The sequence below is a fragment of the Paenibacillus sp. AK121 genome, from assembly GCF_019042715.1.
Classification (GTDB): domain Bacteria; phylum Bacillota; class Bacilli; order Paenibacillales; family Paenibacillaceae; genus Paenibacillus; species Paenibacillus polymyxa_C.
On the sequence record NZ_JAHPJM010000010.1, the window covers coordinates 75,593 to 89,679 of the forward strand.

Annotated in this window: 14 protein-coding genes; 10 read left to right on the forward strand and 4 right to left on the reverse strand. The window is 49.0% G+C overall.

Features of this window, described 5'->3' with window-relative positions:
* Positions 1–22: 22 nt before the first annotated feature.
* From deoB to KSP24_RS17690, 10 genes are all read left to right on the forward strand, one after another.
* Positions 23–1,204 (forward strand): phosphopentomutase, encoded by a 1,182-nt coding sequence (gene deoB, locus KSP24_RS17645; RefSeq protein WP_040102827.1) that lies wholly within the window; start codon positions 23–25, stop codon positions 1,202–1,204.
* Positions 1,205–1,296: 92 nt separating this feature from the next.
* Complete coding sequence (deoD, locus tag KSP24_RS17650) at positions 1,297–2,004, forward strand: purine-nucleoside phosphorylase (protein ID WP_013373173.1); 708 nt, start codon at positions 1,297–1,299, stop codon at positions 2,002–2,004.
* Positions 2,005–2,036: 32 nt separating this feature from the next.
* Positions 2,037–3,338 (forward strand): pyrimidine-nucleoside phosphorylase, encoded by a 1,302-nt coding sequence (locus KSP24_RS17655; protein ID WP_013373172.1) that lies wholly within the window; start codon positions 2,037–2,039, stop codon positions 3,336–3,338.
* Between the two features lie 154 nt (positions 3,339–3,492).
* On the forward strand, positions 3,493–4,542 hold the full coding sequence (locus KSP24_RS17660; protein WP_025674707.1) for a leucine-rich repeat domain-containing protein: 1,050 nt from the start codon (positions 3,493–3,495) through the stop codon (positions 4,540–4,542).
* A 47-nt stretch (positions 4,543–4,589) separates the two neighbouring features.
* Positions 4,590–5,087: a hypothetical protein gene (locus tag KSP24_RS17665; protein WP_013373170.1), complete on the forward strand. Its 498-nt coding sequence runs from the start codon at positions 4,590–4,592 to the stop codon at positions 5,085–5,087.
* A gap of 116 nt (positions 5,088–5,203) precedes the next feature.
* A complete protein-coding gene (locus KSP24_RS17670; protein ID WP_216976072.1) occupies positions 5,204–5,884 on the forward strand; it encodes a hypothetical protein in 681 nt (226 codons plus the stop codon).
* 376 nt (positions 5,885–6,260) lie between these two features.
* Complete coding sequence (locus tag KSP24_RS17675) at positions 6,261–7,325, forward strand: sulfate ABC transporter substrate-binding protein (protein ID WP_040102830.1); 1,065 nt, start codon at positions 6,261–6,263, stop codon at positions 7,323–7,325.
* A gap of 79 nt (positions 7,326–7,404) precedes the next feature.
* On the forward strand, positions 7,405–8,238 hold the full coding sequence (gene cysT, locus KSP24_RS17680) for a sulfate ABC transporter permease subunit CysT (protein WP_216976074.1): 834 nt from the start codon (positions 7,405–7,407) through the stop codon (positions 8,236–8,238).
* 87 nt (positions 8,239–8,325) lie between these two features.
* On the forward strand, positions 8,326–9,201 hold the full coding sequence (gene cysW / locus KSP24_RS17685) for a sulfate ABC transporter permease subunit CysW (RefSeq protein ID WP_216976076.1): 876 nt from the start codon (positions 8,326–8,328) through the stop codon (positions 9,199–9,201).
* A gap of 162 nt (positions 9,202–9,363) precedes the next feature.
* Positions 9,364–10,494 carry an aminotransferase class V-fold PLP-dependent enzyme gene (locus tag KSP24_RS17690; protein WP_216976083.1) on the forward strand — a complete coding sequence of 377 codons (1,131 nt, stop codon included), beginning with the start codon at positions 9,364–9,366 and terminating at the stop codon, positions 10,492–10,494.
* A gap of 85 nt (positions 10,495–10,579) precedes the next feature.
* Here KSP24_RS17690 and phnE (KSP24_RS17695) read toward each other — a convergent pair whose 3' ends face one another.
* The 4 genes from phnE (KSP24_RS17695) to KSP24_RS17710 form a co-directional block, all read right to left on the reverse strand.
* Positions 10,580–11,377: a phosphonate ABC transporter, permease protein PhnE gene (gene phnE / locus KSP24_RS17695; RefSeq protein WP_025674718.1), complete on the reverse strand. Its 798-nt coding sequence runs from the start codon at positions 11,375–11,377 to the stop codon at positions 10,580–10,582.
* Complete coding sequence (gene phnE, locus KSP24_RS17700) at positions 11,374–12,228, reverse strand: phosphonate ABC transporter, permease protein PhnE (RefSeq protein WP_216976085.1); 855 nt, start codon at positions 12,226–12,228, stop codon at positions 11,374–11,376. Before phnE (KSP24_RS17700) ends, phnE (KSP24_RS17695) begins: the two co-directional genes overlap by 4 nt.
* On the reverse strand, positions 12,225–12,995 hold the full coding sequence (gene phnC / locus KSP24_RS17705) for a phosphonate ABC transporter ATP-binding protein (RefSeq protein ID WP_029514360.1): 771 nt from the start codon (positions 12,993–12,995) through the stop codon (positions 12,225–12,227). The genes phnE (KSP24_RS17700) and phnC overlap by 4 nt, the downstream gene beginning before the upstream one ends.
* A 101-nt stretch (positions 12,996–13,096) precedes the next feature.
* Positions 13,097–14,065: a phosphate/phosphite/phosphonate ABC transporter substrate-binding protein gene (locus tag KSP24_RS17710; RefSeq protein WP_044786286.1), complete on the reverse strand. Its 969-nt coding sequence runs from the start codon at positions 14,063–14,065 to the stop codon at positions 13,097–13,099.
* Positions 14,066–14,087: the final 22 nt, after the last annotated feature.

Sequence of the window (14,087 nt, forward strand, 5' to 3'; positions counted from 1 at the left end):
GAGTCAGGAAAGGATTTTTATAATGTCTAAATTTAAACGGATTCACTTGGTCGTTATGGACTCGGTTGGTATCGGCGAAGCACCGGATGCTGCCCAGTTTGATGATTATGATGTAGACACACTTGGTCATATTGCACGCGAACGCGGCGGTCTGAACATGCCGAATATGGGTAAGCTCGGTCTGTCCAACATTCGTTCCATAGAAGGTGTACCAGCGGTCGATAAGCCACTCGCGTATTACACCAAAATGCAGGAAGCCTCCAATGGCAAGGATACGATGACAGGTCATTGGGAAATCATGGGCTTAAATATTGCAGTTCCTTTCCGTGTATTCCCGGATGGGTTTCCAGATGAGCTGATTCAGCGCATTGAGGAGCATACAGGCCGCAAAGTTATTGGCAACAAGCCAGCCAGCGGCACGGAAATCATTGATGAGCTGGGCGAAGAACATGTAAAAACCGGCGCACTCATCATCTATACCTCAGCGGATTCAGTACTGCAAATTGCAGCGCATGAGGAAGTTGTACCTTTGAAGGAGCTCTATGAGATCTGTGAGTTCTGCCGTAAAATCACGCTGGAAGATCCGTACATGCTGGGTCGCATTATTGCCCGTCCGTTCGTAGGTGAGGCAGGGAACTTCTCTCGTACCTCCAATCGACATGACTATGCGCTCAAGCCATTTGGTCGCACCACAATGAATGAACTGAAGGATGCAGGCCTGGATGTAATCGCCTTGGGTAAAATCTCTGACATTTATGACGGCGAGGGTGTAACGAAGGCAGTGCGCACAGTGTCCAACATGGATGGCATGGATAAGCTGGTGGCTACGCTGGACGAGGAATTCACCGGATTAAGCTTCTTGAATTTGGTGGACTTTGATGCTGTATACGGTCATCGTCGTGATCCGCAGGGATATGGTCAAGCCTTGGACGATTACGATGCCCGTCTGCCCGAGGTATTCGCCAAAATGACCGATGACGATCTGCTGATCATCACCGCAGATCATGGGAATGACCCAACCTATCGCGGAACGGATCATACCCGCGAATATGTGCCTTTGCTGGCTTATTCCCCTCGTTTTGCAGCTGGAGGCAAGGAACTGGCAGTCCGCAAGACGTTTGCGGATATTGGAGCGACAGTAGCGGATAACTTTGGTGTAAAACTGCCTGAGCATGGAACTAGCTTTTTAGCAGAACTTCAGTAATCTAGACGCTAGCAACGAAGGCAGTCAAGATTATTGGTAACGAAATGAGTAACGATATCAGCATGGACAAATGGGACGGAGGAATAAAAAACATGAGTGTACACATTGGAGCCAAACCTGGAGAGATTGCAGAAACAATTTTGCTGCCAGGAGATCCGCTACGGGCGAAATTTATCGCTGAAACATATCTGGAGGACGTGACCTGCTACAACGAGGTGCGCGGAATGCTCGGATTCACGGGAACGTACCAAGGCAAACGCCTGTCTGTACAGGGAACCGGGATGGGGCTGCCCTCCATCAGTATTTATGTCAACGAACTGATTAGCGAGTATGGGGTGAAAAACTTGTTCCGCGTGGGTACATGTGGCGGAATGAAGGAGCATGTGCACGTTCGTGACGTCATTTTGGCACAGGCATCCTGTACAGATTCCGGCATGAACCGCCATATCTTTGGCGGCTACGATTTCTCCCCGATTGCCAGCTTCCCTCTCTTGAAGGGCGCTTATGATCGCGGGGTTGCCAAAGGGTTGAACATGCATGTTGGCAACGTATTCAGTTCAGACAGCTTCTACCGTGATGACAAATCAGTGGTACAAAAATTGATGGAATACGGTGTGTTGGGTGTGGAGATGGAGACTTCGGCTTTATACACGCTGGCAGCCAAGTTTGGCGTAAACGCACTGACCATTCTGACGGTAAGTGATCACTTGCTGACAGGCGAAGAAACGACAGCAGAGGAACGGCAAACCACGTTTAAAGAAATGATGGAAGTTGCACTGGATACAGCAGTATCTCTGTAAACGATCATACGCACAGTGAGGAGAAATGACATATGAGAATGGTAGACTTGATTGAAAAAAAACGTGACGGAAAAGAACTGAGCACTGAGGAAATTAACTTTATTATCCAAGGCTATACTCAGGGTGAAATTCCTGATTATCAGGTCAGTGCATTGGCGATGTCTATTTTCTTCAAAGATATGAACGAACGGGAACGTGCTGATTTGACCATGGCAATGGTTCATTCAGGAGATACGATTGACTTGTCCGCGATTGAAGGTGTAAAGGTCGATAAGCACTCCACTGGCGGTGTGGGTGATACGACAACACTGGTACTGGCTCCGCTTGTAGCAGCCTTAGACATTCCGGTAGCGAAAATGTCAGGTCGCGGCCTCGGGCACACGGGCGGAACGATCGACAAGCTGGAGGCCATTGCAGGCTTTCACGTAGAGATCAGCAAGGATGAATTCGTAGATTTGGTGAATCGCAGCAAAATTGCGGTCGTCGGACAAAGCGGCAACCTGACACCTGCGGATAAAAAATTGTATGCTTTGCGTGATGTTACAGCAACGGTAAATTCGATTCCGTTGATTGCCAGCTCGATTATGAGTAAGAAAATCGCTGCCGGCTCTGATGCCATCGTACTGGATGTCAAGACAGGTGCGGGCGCATTCATGAAAACAGTAGAAGATGCCAAAGAACTGGCACATGCCATGGTAAGCATCGGGAACAATGTGGGTCGCAAGACCATGGCGGTTATTTCTGACATGAGTCAACCGCTGGGGCTGGCTATCGGGAACTCGCTCGAAGTTAAAGAAGCGATTGATACACTGCGCGGCGAAGGACCCAAAGATCTGGAAGAGCTGTGTATGGCTTTGGGCAGTCAGATGGTATTTTTGGCCGGAAAAGCAGACTCCCTCGAAAACGCCAAAGAGAAGCTCAAAGAGGTCATTCGTAACGGCAAAGCACTGGAGAAATTCAAAGAGTTTATTGCGAACCAAGGCGGCGACGCTTCTGTAGTGGATCATCCAGAACGCTTGCCACAAGCGCAGTATCTTATTGAAGTACCTGCAAAGCAGGACGGCGTGGTAGCTGAAATCGTGGCTGATGAAATCGGTACCGCTGCGATGCTACTGGGAGCAGGCCGTGCGACCAAAGAATCCGAGATTGATTTGGCTGTCGGCTTGATGCTGAACAAAAAAGTCGGCGATGCGGTTCAAAAAGGCGATTCGCTGGTTACAATCCATGCGAACCGTGAAGACGTGGACCAAGTAATAGAGAAAATCTACGCGAACATCCGTATTGCGGATCATGCGGAAGCCCCCGTGCTGATCTACGGAACGGTGACAGAATAATATGTAAGCTGTATTTGCGGCTTATCTAGATAGAGAGCCATCGTATGGATTCCTTTGAACAAGTTTGAAAAATATGACAGCCAGACTCATAATAGATTATGAGTTTGGCTTTTTTTTATTGTCAGGGCGCAGGGCAGCACAGAGGAGGAGAGACATGTTCCGATTATACAGCGATGTTCGTGGGACAGCTTATGAAAGACTGATTGATTATGCTATGGAACGGGCAGATACGTTTATGCTGGGTGTACATAAATGGACGACAGAAGATGAGGATGAGTTGAGCAACAAGGGAGTCCTGTTCAAGGAGTTACTACATCGATTGAATCCTTTTTTGCTGTCCACTCACTCTTATGAGGAAATGAGGGGAAAGCATTCCATTGCTTACACACCGGGAACATTTTACCGGTACCAATGCACGCCTGAGGCTGGAAAAGTATTAAAACAAGCGGCGTCCAGTCTGTTTTCCTGGGTGCATCCGAAATTACCAGAAGATTTGTGTTTCCAGAATGCCGATGGAGAGGATTGGGTCATTAACATAGCTCACGAACGAATCGGTAGATTGAACATGGATAAAGAAGATGCAGATGAATTAGAAAAGCTTATCCCCGGTGTGTTTATTCACAAACCTGAACATCATGGCAATATAGATATGTTTTTGAACGATGCTATTCGGCATCAACCGGATCGAGTGGAGCTCATGCGGTTTGGCTTGACGGAGATCCCGGAACGGATTAGAAAATTGCGTTCTCTGAAGCATTTGACTATCTTTGAACAGGATATACGAACACTACCGTCTGCATTGTTTGAATTGGAATCATTGGAGTCACTGACGATTCAAGTAGCAGATTTGGAAGAGCTACCTGCTGACATTGCCAAGTTATCCCGACTCAAAAGCCTAAGAGTCAGTTGTGGATGCTATGATCGCCCGGCACCGGACTACAAGGTGATCCCCAAGGAGGAACTGGCATTCCGAAATGTACCTCCTGCAATCGGAGAGCTGCATCAACTGGAGTATCTGGATATCTCGTATAGTGGAATCCGTACACTCCCCCCTGAGATACAAAACCTGAGGAATCTGCGTTCCTTGGACATTGTGAACGGATTGATTGAATCGGCACCCGAATTTATATATACCATGACCTGGCTGGATCGCTTTCTTATAGAAGATAAGCCGTTCCATCTGTGCAATCATGGTGACGACTGAATTCATACGACGTAGCTTCAGCATATTTTGTGTAGGAGGGATATGAAATGGTGGAAAAATGGGTTTGGATGGGTGTGGCGGGGGTGATCGTAGGTTATGTCGCTTTTGCCAATATGAGAGTCCTCCCGTCATCAACCATCACAGAAGTAAATCAGAGTCATTCGACGGTTCCGCTTAGTATACAGAGTGAGCAAGGAGAAGCAGCAAAACGCATTGTACATGATCAGGAGATGAATTTTGGAGGACAAGGACAAACAGAGTTCAGATTTGAAGAGGGGCATAAGCTGTACATCAGTATCAAGAATACAGGAAAGCAACCCGTACGATACAAGCTCAACAGTTCGAATGGATCAGACTTGCAAGGCACAACGAGCGGGTTTTCTAGCCGAACGTTACAGCCGGGAGAACGCCACGATCTGCTGTTTATCAAGCCAGAGGGGCAGAATGAAGCTGCAAATGGCTCCTTGAAAGAGCTGATTTTGAAAGTAAGTACGGACGATGGATCACGAGGAAGCGTTAAAACCTTCGCATATATTACACTGTAAGCTACTTCCAGAATGGGCACGACATGCGGTCATTAGTCTACTTATGTTACAATAGAACGGTTGAAGACTTAATGAACAGAATAGGTCAGAGTAGAAAGCAGAAAGGATGACCCGTTGTGCCCAAAAAACATGAATCCGATAATTACAAAATGTCACGGAGGCTGTCACTTACAGCCATTTTACTTACACTTACATTTGTAGCTCTTACAGGCTGCGGCCAGGATAATAATGCTGAACCGAGTGATGCTGGAAGCAGTACAAGCATGATCGAGAACAGTGCTGGAGGCAATCAGAACGGTTCAGCCCAAAGTGACAAAGCAACTAAAGAGAGCAAGAGTGCAGAAAACAGCGGTACTGATGCGCAAAAGTCAGCTCCTTCCGCCCCAGCTACTTCATCAGATACATCTTCTCCTGCAGCGCCCAATGCATCTCAAAATCCTTTTGAGGTAGCAGGTATTCAAGATCCTAAAGCGTTTTTGGACACATTCAAAGCGTTGCAGAAGGCTGTTGCCGACAATGACAAGGAAAAGGTAGCCAATTATATTTTGTACCCTCTGCGTGTCAATGATAGTGAAAAGTCGCTAACGATTCCGAACAAGAAAGATTTTCTGGCTAAATATGATCAGATCTTTACGGACGCGATTCGTGAGGCGCTAGTGAACCAAAAGACAGATGATTTGTTTGTTAATTATCAGGGAGTTATGGTGGGATCGGGTGAGCTGTGGCTGAGAAGAGCTACGGACAATCCGAAGCAATTTGGAGTTTTTTCGATTAATCTTGAAACGGTAGCCAACTAAGTCGTATTCCACGTGTACCCATGCCCTCTAGGCGGTCGGAAACGTATACAATGTTTCTGACTGTCCCCCCCTTGAAGAAAGCAAATTATTAGATCATCCCGTACAAAAAAAAGGTTTGACATCCCTCATAAACTCTCGTATTATATCCCTATAACTCATTAAACAGGTAGGAATTAAAGAATTAAAGTATGAAAGTATAACCTCGCCATTCTGGCGGAGAACCTCTAGGAACAGCAGGCAGACACTGTACACGCGACAGGTTTGACCTATCAGGGCTGCATCAGGGAATTCTCCGCCCTTTTTTTTGATTGTGTCTGTAAATAACAGGCGTAAATGAATGTGTATTTACAAATTACATAGAATGAGGGGTGTCTTGATGAAGAAGAAACACAAAATTCGGCTTATTCTCGGACTATCTTTGGTTTTAACAATGATGCTAAGTGCTTGTGGGGCAAGCAAGGAAGGGACGCAGGCGGATGGTAGCTCTGCTTCTGGCTCCAAGGAAGTGGAGTTGCTCAATGTTTCTTATGATCCGACCCGTGAGTTGTATGAAGCATATAATAAAGTGTTTGCCGCCCATTGGGAGAAGGAGAAAGGGCAGAAGGTCACGATCAAGCAATCCCACGGAGGATCTGGCAAGCAAAGCCGCTCTGTACAGGACGGACTGGATGCAGATGTGGTTACACTGGCCCTGGGCTATGATATTGATGCGTTACAGGAAAAAGGGCTTGTTAAAGAGGGATGGCAAAGTAAATATGAGCATAACAGTTCCCCGTACACATCAACCATCGTGTTATTGGTACGTAAAGGGAACCCGAAGGGGATCAAGGACTGGGACGATTTGATCCGCGGCGATGTACAGGTCATTACGCCAAATCCTAAAACCTCGGGCGGAGCCCGCTGGAACTATCTTGCAGCCTGGGCCTATGCGCTCAAAAAGAACAATAACGATGAAGCCAAAGCCCAACAGTTTGTACAGGAGCTGTATAAGCATGTGCCTGTACTGGATAGCGGAGCACGTGGAGCGACGACGACTTTCGTAGAGCGTGGAATTGGCGATGTGCTGATCGCTTGGGAAAATGAAGCACTGCTCTCTGTGAAGGAGCTAGGTGCGGATAAATTCGATATCGTATATCCATCGATCAGTATTTTGGCTGAACCTCCGGTAGCGGTAGTCGATAAGGTGGTAGATAAAAAAGGTACACGCGAGGTGGCGGACGCGTACCTGAAATATTTGTACAGTGAAGAAGGGCAGACCATTGCTGCCGAAAATTATTATCGCCCAACCTTGGAGAGTGTGACGGCAAAGTTCAAGGATCAATTTCCTAAGCTGGAGCTCGTAACCTTGAAGGATGTATTTGGGACATGGAAAGAGACACAGCAAAAGCATTTTAGTGACAAGGGTATTTTTGACCAGATTTATGTACCTGGTAGTTCATAACATAAGTGGAGTGTAAAGGCGAGTGGATCGGTAGGCGCGAGTCCCATAGTCAAAGGATACAGAGAGGGATGGACAGAACATGAGTCAAATGCAAGCCACCCGAAAACGCGTACTTCCCGGATTCGGGTTAACAATGGGTTATAGTGTACTGTATCTCAGTCTGATGGTGCTGGTGCCATTATCAGCACTGCTCCTGAATTCAACCGGGCTGACGTGGGAGAAATTTTGGGACGTGGCGACTGATGTCAGGGTGCTAGCTTCCTACAAGGTGAGCTTTTTGTGTGCCGCAGCCGCGGCGCTGATCGATCTGTTTCTCGGTTTATTGATCGCCTGGGTACTGGTGCGTTATGAATTTCCGGGGAAACGAGTTTTTGATGCGGTCATTGATCTGCCCTTTGCTTTGCCCACGGCGGTGGCAGGGGTTGCGTTGACCGCTCTATATGCACAGAACGGCTGGATCGGCTCACTATTCGAACCGCTTGGGTGGAAAATGGCATACTCACAGACGGGGATTACGCTCGCGTTGATGTTTATTGGCATTCCGTTCGTCGTACGGACAGTTCAGCCGGTGCTGGAGGAGCTGGACAAGGATGAGGAGGAGGTGGCGGCTACGCTGGGAGCGGGCAGATGGCGTACCTTCCGCAGCGTTATTGTGCCGGAACTGGTACCGCCACTGCTGACGGGTTTTGCGCTTGCCTTTGCCCGCGGCATTGGCGAGTACGGCTCTGTCGTCTTCATTTCTGGCAATATGCCGATGAAGACCGAGATTGCTCCGCTGCTCATTATGTCCAAGTTAGAGCAAAATGACTACGCAGGAGCTACGGCGGTGGCGTTGATGCTGTTGGTCATTTCATTCGTGTTGTTATTCGTGATTAACAGTTTTCAGCGCTGGTCGCGGCGCCGTGCAGTCTAATGTAATTGTCTAATGTAACTGTCTAACGTTAGCATGCAGACAGCAGAGGCCTGCGCATTAAACCCCGTGTTCAAGGAGGGATACATCATGTCACAAGCGATAACTGGGCAAAAGCTTGCTTCTGCACCAGTGCCTTCATCCGCACCGCCCAATAGGGTTACAACTGAAGCCCCTTGGGTAAAGTGGACGCTCATTGGTGCTGCTTTTTTAGCTTTGCTCTGGGTGTTGGTATTGCCGCTAATTGTCGTGCTTACCGAAGCGCTCAAGCAGGGATGGAGTGTATACGTTGAAGCGCTACGGGACCCGGATGCCATGTCTGCATTACGGTTGACGCTGCTGGTGGCAGCGATAACGGTTCCGCTGAATACGGTATTTGGTGTAGCGGCCGCCTGGCTGATCACAAAATTTCATTTTCGCGGCAAAGGTGTGCTGGTCACCTTGATTGATTTGCCCTTTGCGATCTCGCCTGTCGTCGGAGGTCTGATGTATGTATTAGTGTTTGGCGCACAGGGCTGGCTTGGGCCGTGGCTGGACGAGCATGATATTAGAATTATATTTGCTTTGCCGGGCATTATTTTGGCAACGCTGTTCATTACATTTCCTTTTGTGGCGCGCGAGCTTATTCCGCTGATGGAAGATCAGGGGCAGCAGGAGGAGGAAGCGGCGGTCACGCTGGGTGCGCGCGGCTGGCGCATTTTCTGGAAAGTGACGCTGCCGAACATCAAGTGGGGTTTGCTGTATGGCATTATTCTGTGTAATGCGAGAGCCATGGGCGAGTTTGGTGCAGTGTCCGTCGTGTCGGGACATATTCGGGGAGAGACAAATACACTTCCGCTGCATGTGGAGATTTTGTATAACGAGTATCAGTTCTCGGCATCTTTTGCAGTGGCCTCGTTGTTGTTGCTACTTGCTTTGGCAACCTTGGTGCTTAAAAGCTGGTTTGGACGCAAACGCGTGAATTAATTAATGATTGTGTATATGATCCAACAGGGCCTCTCTTTGTGTCTATCGTCTGTTAACGGCGAGAAGATGGGAAGAGAGGCCCTTGTTCTAAGGTGGCTTATATGGATAATAAAATGATCATATCAAGGCACGTTGGTGTGCCCAAGAGGAGCGAAGGGAAATATGAAACATCCGTTTCAGTCCTACCGTCAGTTGTTTCCGGTGCTGTCCTCACATATCCATGTAGGGAGCTGTTCCCAGGGGGCGATATCGAGACCGGTTTCCGCTGCCATTGAGGAATATCATCGAAGCTTGCTGCAACACGGTCTTAACGGCGACCTATCTATGGCACGTTTGGAAGAAGCCAGAGGGCATTTTGCCAAGCTCATCGGGGCGGAGCCTGACGAAATTGCGGTGATGTCCTCAGCCTCTGAGGCGATTGCTGGTGTGGCTACTGCCCTTCCTTATGTACCGGGAAAAGAAGGGATTGTGTATGCAGATACCGACTTTCCGACGGTAGGACACATCTGGCAGGCACAGGAGATGTTTCGTGATCATATTTGCTGTATCCCTTCTACGGAGGGAGAAGTAACCATAGAGCAGTATGAGGAGCATGTTACGGAGAATACTGCACTTATTATGGTGTCCCATGTGAATTATACCAACGGATTTCAGCAAGATCTCAAATCCATTGCACATATAGCTCACCGAAATCAGGCGTTACTGTTCGTGGATGCCTATCAGTCAGCAGGAATGATTCCGGTGGATGTAAAGGCGATGGGCATAGATATTCTGGTCGCGGGAGCACGCAAATATATGCTGGGGATACCGGGAGTGGCTTTTCTTTATATAAGCAAGGATCGAATAGAACGCTTCAAGCCTCGTCTTACGGGCTGGCTCGGACAGGAGCCCGCCTCCCGGTTTGATATTGCTCATCCGGTTCCGGCAGCGGGAACCCGCCGCTTTGAGACAGGATTACCTTCCTTCATTAGCATTTTTGCCGCAAATGCAGCCTTAAAGCTACTGTTGGAAATTGGGGTCATGAACATTCAGACCTATATGAATGAACTGTTGGACTTTTCTGTTGAATATGGACGAAGCAAAGGGCTACACATACGTATACCTGATCGAGGAGGCACTTTACCAAGTCTGCTCGCTGTTGAAGTAGCCGATGTGTCGGCGGTAGAGAGGCGTTTGCGGAGCCGAAATATGATTGTGTCGGCACGAAAGGATATTATTCGTGTGGCTCCGCATTTTTACAATACGGCAGAGGAAGTCCGGCGGGTCATAGATGAATTAGCTGGGAGTTGTTGAACAGCAAAAGCCTCTTCCGAGTGAATGGGAGCATAGCAGGTCCCTTTTACACCGGAGAGGCTTTTGTTGATTTAGAGACTTTTAATTACACGATCCGTTTGCGCAACCAGCCGGATACCAGATCCGTCAAAATGATCAAGACTACAATGCCGAGTAAAATGACGCCTACACGGTTCCAGTTGCGCATTTGGAGTGCAAACAGCAGCGGAGTACCAATACCACCTGCACCAACCAGACCGAGCGTGGTTGCGGACCGGATGTTAATTTCAAAACGATAGAGCGAATAGGAAAGAAACTGTGGAATCACCTGCGGCAGCACGGCGAAGAAAATGACCTGCCAACGGTTGGCACCGCACGCGATCAGAGCTTCCTGCGGCCCGTGATCCACACTTTCAATCGTTTCTGAGAAAAGCTTGGCCAGCATGCCAATGGAGTGAATGCCGAGGGCAAGCACACCTGCAAACGAGCCGGGACCTACGGCTTTAATGAATAGAATGGCGACGATCATTTCGGGAAATACCCGAATGACACTAAGTACAAACTTCCCGCTACCTGATAAGGGGCGTAGACGGCTCATATTGCTGGATGCCCAAAAGGCAAACGGCAGGCAGACAAATGCGGACACGAAGGTTCCAAGCACTGAAATAACCAGCGTATCCAGCAACCCACGCAGCAAATCCTCCCCCTCAGGGATGTAGACAAACGACCAGTCGGGATGAAGGAAACCGTCCAATATCGCGACAGAGACGCTTTTGGCCGTCCCCTGTAATCCTTCAAACTGCATCCCGCGAAAAGCCCAAATGTAAATGATAATTAGCAGAATAGCTAACGCCCAAAAGCGCAGGCGGGAGCCAATAGGTCTGCGAAGCGTAGGATCATTCATAATAACTTCCTCCGTAGCAGGTTACTGCCGTAATCAATCGCAAGGACGATGACGAGGGTCAGTAGAATAATAATGCTTGCCCGGTCATATCGGAACAGCCCAAGGGAACGGTCAAGCAGCAGACCGATGCCGCCAGCGCCAACGAGCCCCAGAACAGATGCTGCACGCACATTAACCTCAAAGGTATACAGCAAGTACGACACAAAATAAGGCAATGCCTGCGGAACCACACCAAAGGCGATAACTTGAATGCGGCTCGCGCCAACAGCAGTCATGGCCTCCAGTGGTCCGGGATCAATGGCTTCAATCGCCTCAAAGGTCAGCTTGGCTATGATCCCGAAGGAGAAGAAGAGCAGGGCAAGCATCCCTGCAAACGGTCCGATGCCGAATACAGCCACAAAGATCGAGGCAAACAGCAAATCGGGAATCGTCCGTACCAGATTCAGGATCGTGCGCATCGGCAGCGAGATCAGCTTGCGCGGCATCACATTATAGGCGCACAGCAACGCGACAGGGATTGCTAATAAGGCTCCCAGTGTCGTGCCGACAATAGCGATCTGGATCGTTTCCAGCATCGGTTTCCAGATGGTAGGCAGGTAACTCCAGTCTGGAGGAAACATTTCCTCCAGCAATTTGCCCATTTCCGGTAAGCCAACGATCAATTGGTAAGGCGTGGCATCTGTATGAATGGAGCAGGCTACCAGCACCACGATAAAAATCATCCAGGTGGCGTAACGCTTGTAGCGTCCTGGCAAAGGTGGCCCTGCGGGCGGCTTACTTGGCTGGGGCGGTCCAGCAGATGGTGACGGTTGCGTCGAAGAGAGCGGCTGGACAGTAGAGTCGGGCTTCATGATCCCACTCCCAGCAGTTCATCATGCTTGATGGCCCGGCCGTAGATCTCCGCAAAGGCTTCATCCGTAGCTTCCTCCGGTGTGCCGTCAAAGACGACCTCTCCAGCGCGTAATCCGATGATCCGTGTTGCATATTCGCGCGCCAGATCAATGAAATGCAGATTGACAATGGTCGTAATCTGCATTTCACGGTTGATTCGCTGGAGATCGTCCATCACCTGGCGGGTGGTCAGTGGATCAAGCGACGCGACAGGCTCGTCTGCCAGAATGATTTTAGCCTCCTGCGCCAGAGCACGCGCGATGGATACACGCTGCTGTTGGCCACCGGACAGCTCATCGGCTCGGCTGTAAGCTTTTTCCCGGATATTCACGCGTTCTAGCGCCGTTAGTGCCAGCTCGATATCTTCCTTCGGGAAGAGACCGAGAATGGTCCGCAGCGTCGAATGATAACCAACGCGGCCGGAAAGTACGTTGCGAAGCACCGTCGAACGCTTAACCAGATTGAAGCTTTGAAAGATCATGCCGATATCACGGCGAATACGCCGCAGCTCGCTGCTTCCGGCAGACGTAACAGACTTGCCGCCTACAACGATGTCCCCGGACGTGATGTCATGCAGTCGGTTAATGGAACGCAGCAGGGTGGACTTACCCGCACCGGATAAGCCGACAATGACGACCATTTCTCCCTCCTGAATCGTCAAATTAATATTATTCAACCCTTTGGTGCCGTTCGGGTATGTTTTCGATACGTTTCGAAATTCAATCATATGCTCCCAACTTTCTCCCCGATAGGGTGGAATGAAAACAACACCGCCATGAATACATGGACGGTGCTGCCCTGTCATTCGTAAAGCCTGTTTCGTACCTGTTACTTTACCGCTTGGCCGACAGCTTCGGCGTATTCACGCACAGAATCGAAGTTTTTATCGTCGCCCTTTTCATAACCTACATGGGTGTAAATTTCTTTAATGATTTCGCCGCCCTCAGGGTCGTTGGCAATGTCAATAAAGGCTTGGGCGATTTTGTCTCTCCATGTTTGATCCATATCGGAACGTACGCTGACGGTGTCATTTGGAATTTTAGCTGTGTAATGAATGACACGTGTTTTTTCAAATACGTCCGGGATTTCCTTCTTCACTGTGTTACGTGCATCCTGGAAAACAGCGACAGCATCAACCTGACCGTTCAGCAGCGCCAGAATAGCAGCGTCGTGGCCTTTGATCGTCACACCCTGCACATCTGTGTCCGGGTCCACGCCAGCTTTTTTCAGCTCTGCTGCGGGGTACACATAGCCTGCGGAGGAGGTTACATTTTGCCAGCCAACCTTCTTGCCTTTCAGATCAGCCAGACTTTGAATTGGAGAATCCTTTTTCACCACGATCATTGCTTTATAAAAGTTTACTTTTTCAGTCGTGTCCTTGCCTGTGGCATCTTCAATGCCATAGCGTTGAGCTTGCAGGAGCAAGTCGGCCGCTTTACGGTTATCGTGTGCCAGTACATAAGCATTAGGCGGAAGGAACCCTACATCTACCTGTTTGGAAGACATGGCTTCCACAATCGTATTGTAGTCAGGAGATACGGTTACTTTCACCGGGATTCCGAGCTTGTCCCCCAGCAGTTTTTCGAGCGGTTTAGCTTTGGCTTCGAGGGTATCTGCATTTTGAGAAGGAACGAATTGTACCTTTAACTCCTTAGGGACATAGGCTGTGCTTTCGTTTTTAGAGCCATCTGTACCCGGAGTGGAGGCGCTGTTGTTATTGTTTGCATTTGAGCCACAAGCGGCTAAACCCGCTGCCAGTGTGAAGGTCATGCACAAGGTCAGTGCTTTTTTGAACAAAATAATTTCCCCCTAAACATCG